Raw genomic sequence first — 15,543 nt, forward strand, 5'->3', positions numbered from 1 at the left:
AGGTTCAGCCGGACTGGCATTTCTAAAAGCTCAAACGCGCAAGCGGCTCCCTGTATAGCGACCAGCCCTTAATGGCTGGCATCTAGCTGTGATAGCAGTCGGCTCCCCTACTAGGCGGGATGTCCCGGCAAAAAAGAATTTCTCTGTTTCTGGCTTTGCTTCAGGTTTAGGCAATCGATGGCCCATGCTGTGGTCTTTTGATGCCTTGATGTTGGCATTTGACAATGTAGACCTGTATTGCCCCGATCAGTTATTGCCCCAAATGTTGCTGTGCTGTTTTCGCGTTCTTGAATTCCGAGCGCCAATTCAAATCCAGCCCAATAGGGCTTGCGGACATACTCATCATCAGCATGTGTGCTTACACAAATTTTTTAATTGTTTTTAGTGCTGCCTGTTCTGGCTTGAGCCAAGGCGGTGTTGTCGTGCGCGTTTTGCGCCTGTTGTGTGGTGGGGTGTTTGCGCTGATGACAGCGGTGGTGTTTGCTGTGGTTTCGGCGGTGGCTGCTTTTATGAGCCTTGTGTGTGCTTTGTTTGCCGCCCTGGTGCTTAAGGCCTGCAAGTTTGCCTGTCGCGCCGCGAGCTTTATTGAAAACCAAAGCGGCGGGCAACAAAAAAGCCAGCACGCATTGGCTGGCTGTTTTGATTCTGCTAAGCAGTTCCGGGTACTGGTTGCGGGGGCAGGATTTGAACCTACGACCTTCGGGTTATGAGCCCGACGAGCTACCATGCTGCTCCACCCCGCGCCGGAAGAATTAAATAATAGCATGGAATTTTTGATTGATGCAAGTGTTGAGAGTTAATGAGGCTTCCCAGCAGTGACTGAAAGTGAAATAATCCGAGTCTTGGAGACGGCTTTGCTGTGTGCACAGCAGCCCATGAACAGCGCCGAGTTGCGCAAGATGTTCGTCTCTCCGCCGCTGAGCGCGGATGATCTGCGCCGCTATCTGGCTATTTTGCAATTGGATTGGAAAGAGCGTGGCCTGGAGTTGGTTCAGGTTGCGTCGGGCTGGCGTTTTCAAAGCCGCCCGGCCATGCAGGTATTTTTATCCCGCCTCAGTCTGGAGCGCGCGCCCAAGTATTCGCGGGCCGTGCTGGAAACCTTGGCAATTATTGCTTGGCGGCAGCCCGTTACCCGTGGAGATATTGAGGACATACGTGGTGTCAGCGTATCGACTCAAATTGTGCGCACCCTGGAAGATAGGGGCTGGATCGAAGTGCTGGGGTACCGCGATGCGCCAGGGCGTCCTGCCTTGTTGGGGACGACGCGTCAGTTTCTGAACGATCTGGGCTTGCGCTCGCTGGACGAGTTGCCTTCGGTGGAAACCTTGGATTCCCTGGATATGTTGGCCTCCTTGTCCGATGAGCAAACCGTTTTGCTTAAAGAGCAGGGGCAAGGTACCGAGCAAGCAGACGAGGTAAAGCAAGGCGTTGAGCAAGATGCGCAGTCAGACGCTCAGTTGAATGCTGAGCCACAAATAGAACAAGAAGCAGAGCAGGGTGCTGCTTTGGTAGTAAGCGTGGAGCCGGAGCAGGCCTCCATTGCAGGGCTTGAGTCAGGGTTTGAGCAAGACGCTGAACCCGAGCTAGAGCCCGAACAAAGCAGTCAGGATGATTTTCTTGAGGCAGTTCCCGTGGCGGAATTGCAACAAACCGAACAAGCTGAAGTGAATACGACACCGGACCCTTTGGATGAGGCCCAGGCTGCGGCTGGCCTCGCAGAAGATCAGGGACCGAAAGAAATAAAAAACTCTGGAGTAAATGATTAAAAATGACTGATTCGCACGAGACGAACACAGCCCCTATGCCGGACGCCTCAGGCGCGGCGGATTCTAAAAACCCACGCGCTAAAGGCCAGGGTCGTAAACTGCGCACCCCGTTTCGACGTCGCCGTGGCGATGCGGTGCAAGAGTCCGCACCCCGCCAGCAAGGCGAGCAGGCTCAGTCTGCAGCGCCGGGCGAAGCCAAGGCTAGACCTGCGCGCCCTCAAAACAATCGCCGCAAGCCCGCGTCTTCTTCTGCTCCTGCTGGTCGTCGTCCGAGCGCGCAAGGTGGTGCTCACAAGCGCTCCGCTCATACTCCTCGCCCCAGTAATCCTGCTGATGATGCGCCGATTGTGGTTCTGGAAGGGGATGACGATATTGCGTTCAGCCATCTGGATAAGCAAGGCCGCCTGTCGCAGCGCCTAGGTAAATACATGGGCAGCGAGTTGGTGCAGCCTAAATTGCACAAAGTGTTGGCAGAGGCCGGTATTGGCTCGCGCCGCGATATGGAAGAGTTGATCGTAGCGGGCCGAGTGTCTGTTAATGGTGAGCCTGCTCATATTGGTCAACGCGTTAACGCCGAAGACAAAGTGCGTATCAATGGTCAGTTGGTCAACCGCGCCAACGCCAAGCGTCCTCCGCGTGTGATTCTGTATCACAAGCCGGCTGGCGAAATTGTGACGCATGATGATCCAGAAGGCCGTGCTACGGTTTTTGGTCGTCTGCCTGTCCTGAAAGTGGGCAAATGGCTATCCGTTGGCCGTCTGGATTTGAATACCGAAGGTTTGCTGATTTTCACCACCTCGGGTGATATTGCCAATCGCATGATGCACCCTCGTTATGGTGCTGAGCGTGAATACGCAGTTCGTGTGCTGGGTGAGCTGAGCGAAGAGCAAATGCAGTCTTTGCGTGATGGCGTACAGCTGGAAGACGGTATTGCCAAGTTTGGCGCAATCGAGTTTTTGGGTGGCGAAGGCAGCAACCGCTGGTATCGCGTCACTATTCATGAAGGCCGTAACCGCGAAGTGCGTCGCATGTTCGAGGCCATGGGCGTTACGGTCAGTCGTCTGATTCGTACCCGTTTTGGTGATGTCGGCCTGCCCAAGAGCCTGCGTCGCGGTCGTTGGGAAGAGCTGGACGGCGATTTGGTCATGGCTTTTATGCTGCGCCTGGGCTTAGTCAAAGAATCGGATGACGAAGGATCGAATCAACGTCGCGAGCGTCAGCCTTTGTCGCACGACAGCGCTTTGCCGCCCGGTTTTGGTACCTTGGAGCACAATGGCCTGAGCGGTGCTCGCATGGGGCGTGGTGGTCGAGTAGCCAGTGGTCGTGGACGCTCTTCAAATAATGTGCGGGTTAACGAGTCGGTCAGCGGTGCTTTGTTTATTAGCGGTGGCCTGGCGAATGGTCATCCGGATGGGGGCCGTCGCGAGCACGGTAACCGTGAGCATGGTGGTCGTGAGCGAAGTGCCCACGGACGTGGTGCGCCGCGTGCTGGTCAGGAAAACCGTGGTCAGCAGCGGGGTCGTTCTTCGGAGGGGCGTTTTGCGGAAGGCCGCTCTCAGGAAGGCCGGGTACAAGAAGGCCGGGCACAAGAAGGGGCGCGTGTTCATAACGGCCGTCGTCCTGCGCGAGGCGATCAGGTTCGGGGTGATCAGCCTCGTGGGGCTCAGGGCCGGGGTGTTCAGGAAGGGCGTGGTCCATCCGCGCGCCGAAGCGGTGCCGACCGTAGTGGTGCTGGACAAGCTCCCAGGGCGCAAGTCAAGAAAACCACCGTGGTGCGCCGCACCAGTCGTCGTGACGATGACTGGCAACCTGCAGGCTCTGCAGCCCATGAGTCCCACCTGGGGCGTGGGCGCCGTTAAAGCCAAGTCGCACGGACTTTAAGTTTGTGGCCTGAACCCTGCGGTTTGGGCCTGTAAAGCCGTGTGAATGCACGTATTTTCCGGTTTTCTGGTAGAATATAGAACTTGGCTCAGAGACGTTGGTGTCCGCTGGGTCTTTTTTGATGCTGCGCGCCAGCGAATACTGCGGTCTTTTACAATAAAGGCCGCTTGGATCATCCGGTTCGGTTGCGCCTGCAACTACACCGCTTTGAACGTTGGCAATGCGCAAGACCAGGGCACGCTTGACCCTCAAGTGAGCATGGTGACCATGGGCTGGCGTACAGCCCATTTTTTTTGGATTTTATGGCAGACATTCTAGCTTTGGCACAAGAGACCCTGGCGGGTACCGAGTACGAACTGGTGGACGTGGAGCGTGCGCCGCTAGGCTTGTTACGCATCGTCATCGACCACCCGGAAGGGGTGCGTATCGAACACTGTGAATGGGTGTCTAAACAATTATCGCGCGTTTTCGAAGTGGAAAACGTGGACTACAGCCGTATGGAAGTGACCTCGCCGGGGGTAGATCGCCCCTTGATGCGCATTGGCGATTACGTGCGTTTTGCGGGCAATCAGGTGCAGGTGCGCCTGCATGAGGCAGTCGACAATCGGAAAATGTTTGTGGGTACGCTCCACGCTCCTGAAGGAGTGCTGCCGGCTAGCGTTCCTCTGGATACCGTTTTTAGGCTGGAACTGGACGAAGCATCGGGCAAGCTGACGCAGGTCGAATTCACCTATGACCAGGTGGATCGTGCCAAATTGGATCCCGTTCTTGATTTCAAGGGTAAGAAGCGATGAGTCGCGAAATTCTATTGCTGGTCGATGCGCTGGCGCGTGAAAAATCTGTAGCGCGTGATGTCGTGTTCACCGCGCTCGAGAGCGCCCTGGCCTCGGCCATGAAAAAGCGCTTCAAAGAAGACGTCGATATCCGTGTGGAAATCGACAGGGAAACTGGCGACCATGAAGGTTTTCGTCGCTGGCTGGTTGTGCCCGACGAGGCCGGCCTGCAAGAGCCCGATAAGCAGGAAATGTTGTCGGACGCCCAGGAAATCGATCCCGAGCTGCAAGTGGACGATTACATCGAAGAGCCGCTCGAGCCTATCGAGTTCGGCCGTATCGGTGCCCAGGCGGCCAAACAGGCCATTCTGCAGAAAATTCGTGATGCCGAGCGCGAGCAAGTCCTGAACGACTTCCTGGAACGTGGGGAAACCATTGTTTCGGGTACGGTCAAACGCATGGACAAGGGCGACGCCATTATTGAAATGGGCAAGATCGAAGCCCGTTTGCCTCGTTCGGAAATGATCCCCAAGGAAAACATTCGCGTGGGTGACCGCGTGCGTGCCTGGGTACAGAAAGTGGATTACGCCGCTCGTGGCCAACAGGTCATCTTGTCGCGTACTGCTCCTGACTTTATTAAAGAACTGTTCGAGAACGAAGTACCTGAAATCGAACAGGGTCTGCTGGAAATCAAGGCAGCTGCCCGTGATGCGGGTGTGCGCGCCAAGATCGCCGTTATCGCTTACGACAAGCGTATCGATCCTATCGGTACTTGCGTGGGTATGCGTGGTTCGCGCGTTACTGCAGTGCGTAACGAGCTGGGCGGCGAACAGGTCGATATCGTGTTGTGGGCGGATGACCCCGCCGAATTCGTCATCGGTGCCTTGGCTCCTGCGCACGTTGAGTCCATTTTGGTGGACGAAGACAAGCACGCCATGGACGTGGTGGTAGACGAAGAAAACCTGCCCAAGGCGATTGGTTCGCGTGGTCAGAACGTGCGTCTGGCATCGGAGTTGACCGGCTGGCAGATCAACATCATGACACCGGAAGAAAGCCGCAACCGTCAGGACGAAGAGCGCGAAGAATTGCGCGCTACCTTCATGTCCCGTCTGGATGTGGACGAAGCCGTGGCCGATATTCTGATCGACGAAGGATTTACCGGTCTGGAAGAAATCGCTTATGTGCCTATGCAGGAATTGCAGGACATCGAAGCCTTTGACGAAGAAACCGTCAACGAGCTGCGTGCCCGCGCCCGTAATGCACTGCTGAGCGAGGCTATTGCCAAGGAAGAATTGGTACAGACTGCGGTCAAAGAACTGGCTGGAATCGAAGGCATTACGCCTGAGCTGATCGCCGTGTTGGCCGAAAACGAGATTACAACGCTGGATGAACTAGCGGAACTGGCAACGGACGAACTGTCCGAGATGACCGGCCTGGCACAAGAAGAAGCCAGCGACCTGATCATGCGTGCCCGTGCCCACTGGTTTGACGACGAGGCCTAATATGTCTAGCTAGGTCCAGCGCGTTGTATTCATTAAGAATAGTTGTAGTAAAGCAAGAGAGAGTCGAATGTCGAGTAACACTGTCGCCCAGTTCGCTCAAGAACTGAAAATGCCTGCGAATGTTCTGATGGAACAGTTGCGTAGCGCAGGTATTGAGCTCAAATCAGTTGATGACGCCATCACTGATTCGGATAAGGCGAAGCTGCTTGAATCGTTGCGCCGCTCGCACGGCAGTCAGGAAGGTAATAAAATCACCCTGACTCGCCGTCAAACATCGGAGATTCGTCAGGATGACGGGTCGGGTCGTTCCCGCACAATTCAGGTGGAAACACGCAAAAAACGTGTGTTTGTAAAGCGTGATCCGTCCGAGCTGGTGGCAGAAGCCAATGCGGCATTGGCACAGGAAAATGCTCAGGCCCTGGCGGCCAGTCAGGAAGCAACGGCTGCTGAACAGGCGCCTGTTGCGCCTGCAAGCGAGCCCGTAGCACCTGTTGCAGCAACTCCTGACGCTCCTGTGAAGGTTGAAGTCCCCGTCGAATCCAAACCTGAGCCTGAATCCGACGTGACCGCTGCACCCGAACCGACTCCTGTTGCTGAGCCCGCGCCTGAACCTGCTGCTCCTGTGGAGCCCGTTGTGGCTGCTCAGGAAAGCCCATCCCAACCCGAGCCACAGCCTCAGCAAGAAGCACCTGCTGCATCGGAGTCCACCGAAGCTGTTGCTGCTCCTGCCCAGGACCAGGCCGATTCGGCCCCCTCTCCTCAGGCTCAAGAAAAACCTGTGGAACCTACTAAATCTGTGAACGACGCCCGTCAAGCTAACTCTGTGAATAAAAATCAGCACCCTCAAGGGACTAAAGCGCCCACCTCGACTGGAAAACCTCGGGATATGGCCGCTACAGGTCAGCGCCGTGCCGTGCGCGGCCCGGTCATTCCGCCTGTTGCTGCCGATTTGGAGCAAGACCAGGATCGTGACCGCGCTCGTAAAGCAGCGGAAGCAGAAGCCGCCGCCTTGCGCGATATGTTGAACCGTCCTCGTAAAGTCTTGCGTGCTCCTGAGCCCGAGGCTGACGGTAAAGCGGGTGCCAAGGGCGCTCAGAAGAAAGACGTCAAGGGCGCGAAAACCGATAAGGTTCCAGGCAAACCGGTCAAGACCGATAGCACACCTGGCTGGACCAGCGATGCTAGCCGCAAGAAGCAGCCTTCCAAGGCTGATGTGGCTTCTGCTGGCGCCGGTGGTGGTCGTGAAGGCTGGAAATCCAATTCCAAAGCCGGTCGTGGCAAGGGTGGCCGTGGTGGTCGTAACGCTCAGGCTGATCGTCGCGAACCGCAAGTGGCAGAATTCATTGCCCGTGAAGTGCACGTGCCTGAAACCATTTCGGTCAGCGATCTGGCTCACCGGATGGCCGTCAAGGCAGCCGAGGTTATCAAGCATTTGATGAAGCTTGGCCAGATGGTCACCATCAACCAGGTTCTGGACCAGGAAACGGCCATGATTCTGGTCGAAGAGCTGGGCCACAAAGCGATTGCCGCCAAGCTGGACGATCCTGAAGCCTTCCTGGTTGATACCGACGCTCAAAACGATGCCGAACTGAAGCCACGTGCTCCAGTGGTTACCGTGATGGGTCACGTTGACCATGGTAAGACTTCGTTGCTGGACTACATCCGTCGCGCCAAGATCGCTTCGGGCGAAGCCGGTGGTATTACACAGCACATCGGTGCATACAACGTTAAAACAGATCGTGGCATGGCCACTTTCCTGGATACCCCCGGTCACGAAGCCTTTACGGCCATGCGTGCTCGCGGTACCAAGGCAACCGACATCGTTATTCTGGTCGTGGCTGCTGATGACGGCGTGATGCCACAGACTCGTGAAGCGATTCACCATGCCCGCGCTGCTGGTGTGCCTCTGGTGGTTGCAATCAACAAGATTGATAAGCCTGAAGCCAATCCAGAGCGCGTCAAGCAAGAACTGGTTGCCGAGCAAGTCGTTCCTGAAGAATACGGTGGCGATGTGCCCTTTATTCCTGTGTCGGCCAAAACCGGTCAGGGCATTGACGAACTGCTGGAAAACGTCCTGCTGCAAGCCGAAATGCTGGAGCTGAAAGCACCGGTTGACGCACCTGCCAAGGGCACTGTTATTGAAGCCCGCCTGGATAAAGGCCGTGGCCCTGTGGCAACTATCCTGGTTCAAAGCGGCACCTTGAACCGTGGCGATAGCGTGCTGGTTGGTGCTTCCTTCGGTCGCGTCCGTGCCATGTTGAACGAAACCGGCAAGTCGCTCAGCTCCGCTGGCCCATCGATTCCTGTTGAAATCCAGGGTCTGACGGAAGTGCCAGCAGCGGGTGACGAAATGGTGGTGATGGCTGACGAGCGTAAGGCCCGTGAGATCGCCCTGTTCCGTCAAGGCAAGTTCCGCGATGTGAAACTGTCGCGTCAACAAGCCGCCAAACTGGAATCCATGTTCGACAACCTGGGTGAGGGCACACAAACACTGTCGCTTATCATCAAGACCGACGTACAGGGTTCGCAAGAGGCGTTGGTGCAGTCGCTGGTCAAGCTGTCTACCGACGAAGTGCGCGTGGTGGTTGTACACGCCGCAGTGGGTGGCATCTCCGAGAGCGACGTCAACCTGGCTATCGCGTCCAACGCGGTTGTTATTGGCTTTAACGTGCGTGCCGAGCAAAGTGCCAAGAAATTGGCCGAAGCTAACGGTATCGACTTGCGTTACTACAACATCATTTATGATGCAGTTGACGAGGTCAAAGCAGCTCTGTCCGGCATGTTGGCTCCTGAGCAGCGCGAAGAAATCATCGGTATGGTTGAAATTCGCGAAGTCTACAACGTGTCGCGCATTGGTAACATCGCCGGTTGTATGGTCACCGAAGGTGTGGTCCGCCGCGACTCGCAAGTTCGCTTGCTGCGTAACAACGTCGTACATTGGAGTGGCTACCTGGAATCCCTGCGCCGCTTCAAGGACGATGCCAAGGAAGTGCGTTCCGGCTTTGATTGCGGTATCACATTGCGCGGTAATAACGACATCCAAGTGGGCGACCAGCTTGAGATCTTCGAGATCAAAGAGATCGCTCGGACACTGTAATTTATGGCACGACACAAGTCCAAACCAAACCCAGGGCGCAACCTGCGCCTAGCCGACCAGATCCAAAAGGATCTGGCGGTCCTGATCCAGCGCGAGATCGACATGACTCGCGCTGGTCTGATTACCTTGACTGGCGTGGAATTGTCACCAGACTACGCACACGCCAAAGTGTATTACTCGGTGCTGGGCGCCGAGCCCGAAGTCGCTCAGGCGGCTTTGAATGAAAAGGCCGGCTGGTTGTATTCGCTGCTGTTCAAGCTGCTGCACATCCACACGGTTCCCACTCTGCATTTTCATCACGACCGACAGTTGGAACGCGGCATGGAGCTTTCCAAGCTCATCGACAGCGCCAACCAGGCCGATAGCGAATTGACTGGTTCTGCGTCCACATCGGACGAGCCAGACGAACAGCCCTGACGCGGCTGTTGTTTCTTCACGGATTGACACACAATGGCTACGCGAAAACGCGGGCAGTTGATTGATGGTGTGCTACTACTGGACAAGTCCGACGGAATGTCCAGCAACCACGCCTTGCAGCGTGCCCGCCGCACACTGGACGCCCGCAAAGCTGGCCATACTGGAACCCTGGACCCGTTTGCTACGGGTCTGCTGGTTTGCTGTTTTGGTCGGGCAACCAAGATTTCCGCCACGATGTTGGAAGCGGACAAAGCCTATGAAGCCACCGTACTTTTTGGTCAGGAAACCGATTCAGGTGATTTGACCGGTAATGTGGTGTCCCAGGCTCCGGCAGAATTTGCCGGCGTGACTCTCGAGGCGCTGGAGGCCGTATTACCGGCCTTCCGAGGACCGATTACCCAGGTGCCGCCCATGTATTCCGCGCTCAAACGCGACGGCAAGCCCCTGTATGAATATGCCCGTCAGGGTATAGAGCTGGAACGTGAAGCACGACATCTTGTGATTCACGATTTGCATGTGCAAGACTTTACGCCGCATGCGGCGCGTTTATTTGTACGTTGCAGCAAGGGAACCTATATCCGGACCCTGGCGCAAGACATTGGACGTGCTCTGGGGTGTTTTGCCCATCTGACGGCCTTGCGCCGGACAGAATTAGGACCTTTTCATATCGACGATGCCTACACCCTGGATGGGTTGCAGGCGATGGAAGACCCGATGTCGGCCTTGCTGGCCATCGAGAGCTTGCCTACCGAGATTTTGCCCAAAAAACTTCAATCAGAAGGATGAGTTATGAGACGCGCATTGCGCAATGTGGCCATTATTGCCCACGTTGACCATGGTAAGACCACCTTGGTCGATCAATTGTTGAGACAGGCAGGTACGTTCCGTGACAACGAACATATCTCCGAACGTGTCATGGACTCGGGCGATATCGAGAAAGAGCGCGGTATTACCATTCTGGCGAAGAACTGTGCCGTCGAATACGAAGGCACCCACGTCAACATTATCGACACCCCCGGTCACGCAGACTTCGGTGGTGAGGTCGAGCGCGTGCTGTCCATGGTTGACGGCGTGCTGTTGCTGGTGGATGCGGTTGAAGGCCCTATGCCCCAAACCCGCTTTGTGACTCGTAAAGCCCTGGAACTGGGTCTGCGTCCGATTGTGGTGGTCAATAAAGTTGACCGTCCCGGCGCCCGTCCTGACTTCGCGATCAACGCTACATTCGATTTGTTCGACAAACTGGGCGCTACTGACGAACAGCTGGACTTCCCTATCATTTACGCATCGGGTCTGTCTGGCTACGCCGGTTTGACCGAAGACGTGCGTGAAGGCGATATGCGTCCTTTGTTTGACGCCATTCTGGAGCATGTGCCTCAGCGTGAAGACGACGTCAACGCACCTTTGCAGTTGCAGATTTGTTCTTTGGACTACAGCTCCTACGTGGGCAAGATTGGTGTAGGCCGTGTGAACCGTGGCCGCGTGCGCGCTGCCCAGGACGTGATCGTCAAATTCGGTCCTGATGGCGAAATCATCAAAGGCCGTATCAACCAGGTCCTGAAGTTCAAGGGTCTGGAGCGCGTATCGGTTGAAGAAGCTGAAGCCGGCGACATCGTGCTGATCAACGGTATCGAAGAACTGGGCATTGGTTGCACGGTGACCGATCCGTCTACACCTGAAGCCTTGCCATTGCTGCGCATTGACGAGCCTACACTGACCATGAACTTCATGGTGAACACCTCGCCTTTGGCCGGTCGTGAAGGCAAGTTTGTGACCAGCCGTCAGTTGCGCGATCGTCTGGACCGCGAACTGAAATCCAACGTGGCGCTGCGTGTTAACGAAACTGACGATGACACCGTGTTTGAAGTGTGTGGTCGAGGTGAGTTGCATCTGACCATTCTGATCGAGAGCATGCGTCGTGAAGGCTACGAAATGGCCGTATCGCGCCCACGCGTGCTGATTCGTGAAGAAAACGGCGTCAAGATGGAGCCCTACGAGCAACTGACCGTAGACGTCGAAGACGGTCACCAAGGTGGCGTCATGGAAGAGCTGGGTCGCCGTCGTGGTGACTTGCAGGATATGGTTGCCGATGGTCGTGGTCGTACACGTCTGGAGTACCGTATTCCCGCACGTGGCCTGATCGGCTTCCAGGGTGAGTTCATGACACTGACACGCGGTACTGGCTTGATGAGCCACACCTTTGACGAGTTCCGTCCTATGCGTGAAGGCACGGTTGGCGAGCGTCGTAACGGCGTGTTGATCAGCCAGGACGACGGTGATGCCGTGGCCTACGCGCTGTGGAAACTGCAAGATCGTGGTCGTATGTTTGTGTCCCCTGGTGATGCCCTGTACGAAGGCATGATCATCGGTATCCACAGCCGCGACAACGACCTGGTGGTTAACCCCATTAAGGAAAAGAAACTGACCAACGTGCGTGCTTCTGGTAAGGACGAGCACATTGATCTGGTTCCACCAATCCGCATGAGCCTGGAATATGCGGTGGACTTCCTGGATGACGACGAGCTGGTCGAAGTGACGCCTAAGTCCATTCGCCTGCGTAAGCGCTACCTGAAAGAGCACGAGCGCCGTCGCAGCCAACGCGACAGTTAATCTGTCGGGTTTAGCGATACGAGAAAACGCCTGCTTGATGCAGGCGTTTTTTTTATCTTATATTGTCAGGGTCAGGCCAGATTTGAAAAGCTAGTAGAAAGCTGGGGCGCATTTATAAGTGCCCCGGCTTAATTTTTAAAATCAGAAAAGGGTGAGGGATAAATAAAATTGATTAAGCAGCTTATCAATAAAGAGACTGCTGTTTTAATTTCTGCTTAATGCTGCTTTGATACAGACTGGTTGGACGCATTACCAAGCTCGCTTTGCAAAGTCTCAGTTCTGACTGCGTATCCTGCTGTTTTTAATGTATTTTTATTAATTCAGCTTGCTATGCGCAGTTTTCCCTTTAAGGAGAACACTGATGGTGCAGCATATTGTGATTGTAGGTGGTGGGATTGGAGGTACGATGACCGCCAATCAGTTGGTCGGCAAGCTTTATCCAGAGATTCGATCTGGCAAAGTTCGTATTACCATGTTGTCTAATTCTCCCTGGCATTATTACAAGCCCGCTTTTATGTACGTGGCTTTTGATGCTTTCTTTCGAGATGAATTACGTCGGCCGCAGATTTCTCTTTTACGTCCCGAAATTGATTTTCAGCTGGAAGAGGTTAGTGGCTTTGACTTCGCGGCCAGCCGCTTGCATTGCGCCAGCGGCAAGAAAATTGATTACGACTACCTGGTGCTGTCTACGGGTTGCGTGCCATCCCCGGAAAAGATTGAAGGTCTGAAAGAGGGCGGCGACCATTTCTACCAGCACGCTCCCGCTCGCCAACTGGCTGATCGCCTGAGCAAGCTGGAAAAGGGCCGCGTTCTGATCACCGTGACCTTCCCTAAAACCCATAACGTGCCCCACCAATGCGGGATCGCTCCGGTTGAAACCACCCTGATGCTGGACGAGTATCTGCGCCGTCGCGGTGTACGCGACAAGGTAGAGATTTCCTACACCTATCCCACGACCTCGCAACTGCTGCGCAACTGCCTGTTTATGCAGAACGAGGTCTGCCATGTCCTGCCGCCTATTTTTGAAGGACGGGACATCAAACACCAACGTGGCTTTACCTTGAGCCGGGTAGACCCCGAGCGCAAGATTGCCTACTCCGCTGAAGGGGGAGAGGAGCCTTATGACCTTCTGATGGCTACGCCACCCATTACTGCCGTAGCCGCCGTGCGGAACTCGGGCATTTCGCAAGCGGCGGATGACGAAGGCTGGGTACCGACCGATCACCAGACGCTGAAGGTGCTGGGTCTGGATAATGTGTACGTGCTGGGTGATACGGTGGATCTGCCTATCAGTAAGGCGGGTGGCTCGTGCCACAACCAGTCGCCGGTCGTGGTCAATAACCTAGCCTCCGAGCTGCGTTTTGGGCGTACCAGCGACGAATACGATGGCCGAGTGGTGGCGGTCGCCCAAATGGGGCTGGAGGGGGGGATGCCGCTTTGGTACAACTACACGGAAGAAGTGCATCCTACGCCACCAACCAAACTTGGGGGCTTGCTGCGCAAAGGCTTTAATCGGGGTATTTATTGGGCTGTGGCCCGTGGTTTGGTCTAAGTCAGGAGAGACAGATGAATTCGGTATCGGATAAATCCTTGAACCCGGAAGACGCGGGTGCGACTCAGAAAAAACCATCAACCCTGGAAAGCCTGCTGGGCGAAGATCCCGGCGTCAAGGGGCTGGACGAGTTGATTGCTAAACTGGAACCCCTGCTGGCCGGTGGGCGTTTGAATCGGGTGGTGGATGTTGCTTCCCTGGTCGCCGATCTGGTGGATATGACGGACGACTACATGGTCGAAAAGCTCATGAAGGGCTTTGAGGAGGGCGTAGGAGCCGCCTGGTCCGTTGGAAATGCCGCCCGTATGGCATCGGACCAACTGCGGGCGACGGAGAGCACACCGACTTTGATGGGCTTGATACGCCTGGCCAAAGAACCGGAAGTGCGTCGCGGTTTGACCTTCTTTTTATTGATGGCGGGTGTGATGGGCCGCCAGATGCGCTATCAGGACCTGGATCACATGGAGGATTGACGCTCTGTCAAAGAAAAAGGGCACCTTAGAAAAGGTGCCCTTTTTCGTGCTCAGAACCCACGCATTTCAGTACTTAGTGATTAAGAAAAGCCATTTGGCGCTTTTCCACAATCCGAAACGCCCCCACCAGAACGAAAGACACACACAGATAAATCAGTGCAGCAATCCCATAGGAGGTAAAGGTTTGATAGGTAGCGGCATTGGCGTCACGCGCGATCTTGAGCAGGTCAGGGACGGTGGCGGTAAAGGCTAGCGAAGTAGCGTGCAGCATCAGCACGACTTCGTTGCTGTAGGCAGGTAATACACGACGCAAGGCTTGCGGCAGAATCACACGCCGGTACAAGGTCCAGCCGGACATGCCGTAGGCTCGGGCCGATTCGACTTCGCCGGGTGGCATGGAGCGGATGGCTCCAGCAAAAATCTCGGTGGTATAGCCCACCGTGTTCAAGGTCAGCGCAAGAATCATGCAATTGAAGCCACTCATGAAAAAGGCTTCCAGGGCAGGAACCGATTTGATGATGGCCAGCTTGTACATGGCGGTGTAGATCAGCAGGATCTGCACGTACAAGGGCGTGCCACGGAAAAAATAAGTAAAGGCACCGATAGGGCGTGACAGCCAGGCTTTGCCCGAGACACGGCCAATGGCCATGAAAATAGACAGAAAAAAGCCGATAAGGACTGAGATCACCAAAAGCCACAGGGTCATGGCCAAGCCAGATAGCTGACCATTGCTTTGGTACAGGTAGGCGCGCCAGAATTCGTTCAATACATCCATTAGAACTGCGCTCCTTTCACGCCGATGTTATAGCGTCGTTCCAGATAGCCCAGCCCGATATTGCTGACAGCGGTCAGACCCAGATAGATCAGGGCAGTGATGCCCACAAACAAAAAGGAGTTGAAAGTCGCGTTACCGGCATTCTGCGCAATCTTGACCACATCGCTCAGGCCGATCAGGGACACCAGCGCGGTGGATTTGAGCAGGATTTGCCAGTTATTGCCCAGTCCCGGCAGGGCATAGCGCATCATTTGTGGAATCTGGATGCGGTGCAGCACTTGCCAGGCGCTCCAGCCACAGGCTTTGCCCGCTTCCATCTGGCCTTTAGGAATGGCCATCAAGGCGCCGCGGAAGGTCTCGGCAAAGTAGGCGCCATAAATAAAACCCAGCGTGACAACACCGGCACCGAAGGGATCGATCTCGATCATGTCCCATTCCAGCCAGTCCGTCAGTTCGTTCAGCCAGATCTGCAGGCTGAAAAAGAACAACATCAATAAGACCAGATCCGGGACGCCCCGGATCAAGGTGGTGTACAAACCGCCCACCCAGCGTAGCAGCGAGGTGTGGGACAGTTTCATCAGGGCAGCCACCAGGCCCAGCACCAGGGAAACCAGCAGTGAGAGCACCGCCAGTTTGATGGTTTCCCAGGTACCTGCCAGCAACTGCGGCCCATAACCGTAAAGCAACATGGTTCAGATAT

The 15,543-nt window shown here is 55.4% G+C and carries 12 protein-coding genes and 1 tRNA gene; 10 read left to right on the plus strand and 3 right to left on the minus strand.

Features of this window, described 5'->3' with window-relative positions:
• Positions 1 to 666: 666 nt before the first annotated feature.
• Positions 667 to 743: transfer RNA gene (locus IE156_RS08900), tRNA-Met, on the minus strand.
• A gap of 72 nt (positions 744 to 815) precedes the next feature.
• Here IE156_RS08900 and scpB point away from each other — a divergent pair.
• The 10 genes from scpB (at position 816) to IE156_RS08950 (ending at position 14,068) form a co-directional block, all read left to right on the plus strand.
• Positions 816 to 1,766, plus strand: a complete 951-nt coding sequence (gene scpB / locus IE156_RS08905; RefSeq protein WP_189392143.1) for an SMC-Scp complex subunit ScpB — start codon at positions 816 to 818, stop codon at positions 1,764 to 1,766.
• 2 nt (positions 1,767 to 1,768) lie between these two features.
• Positions 1,769 to 3,625 carry a 23S rRNA pseudouridine(2605) synthase RluB gene (gene rluB, locus IE156_RS08910; protein WP_189392144.1) on the plus strand — a complete coding sequence of 619 codons (1,857 nt, stop codon included), beginning with the start codon at positions 1,769 to 1,771 and terminating at the stop codon, positions 3,623 to 3,625.
• Positions 3,626 to 3,949: 324 nt separating this feature from the next.
• Positions 3,950 to 4,441: a ribosome maturation factor RimP gene (gene rimP / locus IE156_RS08915; protein WP_189392145.1), complete on the plus strand. Its 492-nt coding sequence runs from the start codon at positions 3,950 to 3,952 to the stop codon at positions 4,439 to 4,441.
• Complete coding sequence (gene nusA, locus IE156_RS08920; RefSeq protein WP_189392146.1) at positions 4,438 to 5,922, plus strand: transcription termination factor NusA; 1,485 nt, start codon at positions 4,438 to 4,440, stop codon at positions 5,920 to 5,922. The genes rimP and nusA overlap by 4 nt, the downstream gene beginning before the upstream one ends.
• A gap of 67 nt (positions 5,923 to 5,989) precedes the next feature.
• The gene (infB, locus tag IE156_RS08925) at positions 5,990 to 9,019 is read left to right on the plus strand and encodes a translation initiation factor IF-2 (protein WP_189392147.1); all 3,030 of its coding nucleotides are present in this window, start codon (positions 5,990 to 5,992) and stop codon (positions 9,017 to 9,019) included.
• A 3-nt stretch (positions 9,020 to 9,022) separates the two neighbouring features.
• Complete coding sequence (rbfA, locus tag IE156_RS08930) at positions 9,023 to 9,436, plus strand: 30S ribosome-binding factor RbfA (RefSeq protein ID WP_189392148.1); 414 nt, start codon at positions 9,023 to 9,025, stop codon at positions 9,434 to 9,436.
• Positions 9,437 to 9,469: 33 nt separating this feature from the next.
• Positions 9,470 to 10,222, plus strand: coding sequence for a tRNA pseudouridine(55) synthase TruB (gene truB, locus IE156_RS08935; RefSeq protein ID WP_189392149.1), 753 nt, complete (start codon positions 9,470 to 9,472; stop codon positions 10,220 to 10,222).
• A gap of 3 nt (positions 10,223 to 10,225) precedes the next feature.
• The gene (gene typA / locus IE156_RS08940; RefSeq protein ID WP_189392150.1) at positions 10,226 to 12,043 is read left to right on the plus strand and encodes a translational GTPase TypA; all 1,818 of its coding nucleotides are present in this window, start codon (positions 10,226 to 10,228) and stop codon (positions 12,041 to 12,043) included.
• Between the two features lie 361 nt (positions 12,044 to 12,404).
• Entirely contained in the window at positions 12,405 to 13,595 is a 1,191-nt protein-coding gene (locus IE156_RS08945; RefSeq protein ID WP_189392151.1) for an NAD(P)/FAD-dependent oxidoreductase, read from the plus strand.
• A 14-nt stretch (positions 13,596 to 13,609) separates the two neighbouring features.
• Positions 13,610 to 14,068 (plus strand): DUF1641 domain-containing protein, encoded by a 459-nt coding sequence (locus tag IE156_RS08950; protein ID WP_189392152.1) that lies wholly within the window; start codon positions 13,610 to 13,612, stop codon positions 14,066 to 14,068.
• 73 nt (positions 14,069 to 14,141) lie between these two features.
• On the opposite strand, the gene hisM is transcribed toward IE156_RS08950, so the two are convergent.
• Positions 14,142 to 14,843: a histidine ABC transporter permease HisM gene (gene hisM, locus IE156_RS08955; protein WP_189392153.1), complete on the minus strand. Its 702-nt coding sequence runs from the start codon at positions 14,841 to 14,843 to the stop codon at positions 14,142 to 14,144.
• Entirely contained in the window at positions 14,843 to 15,532 is a 690-nt protein-coding gene (locus IE156_RS08960) for an ABC transporter permease (protein ID WP_189392154.1), read from the minus strand. The genes hisM and IE156_RS08960 overlap by 1 nt, the downstream gene beginning before the upstream one ends.
• Between the last annotated feature and the right edge of the window lie 11 nt (positions 15,533 to 15,543).

The organism is Alcaligenes pakistanensis (assembly GCF_014652815.1).
GTDB lineage: Bacteria > Pseudomonadota > Gammaproteobacteria > Burkholderiales > Burkholderiaceae_B > Alcaligenes > Alcaligenes pakistanensis.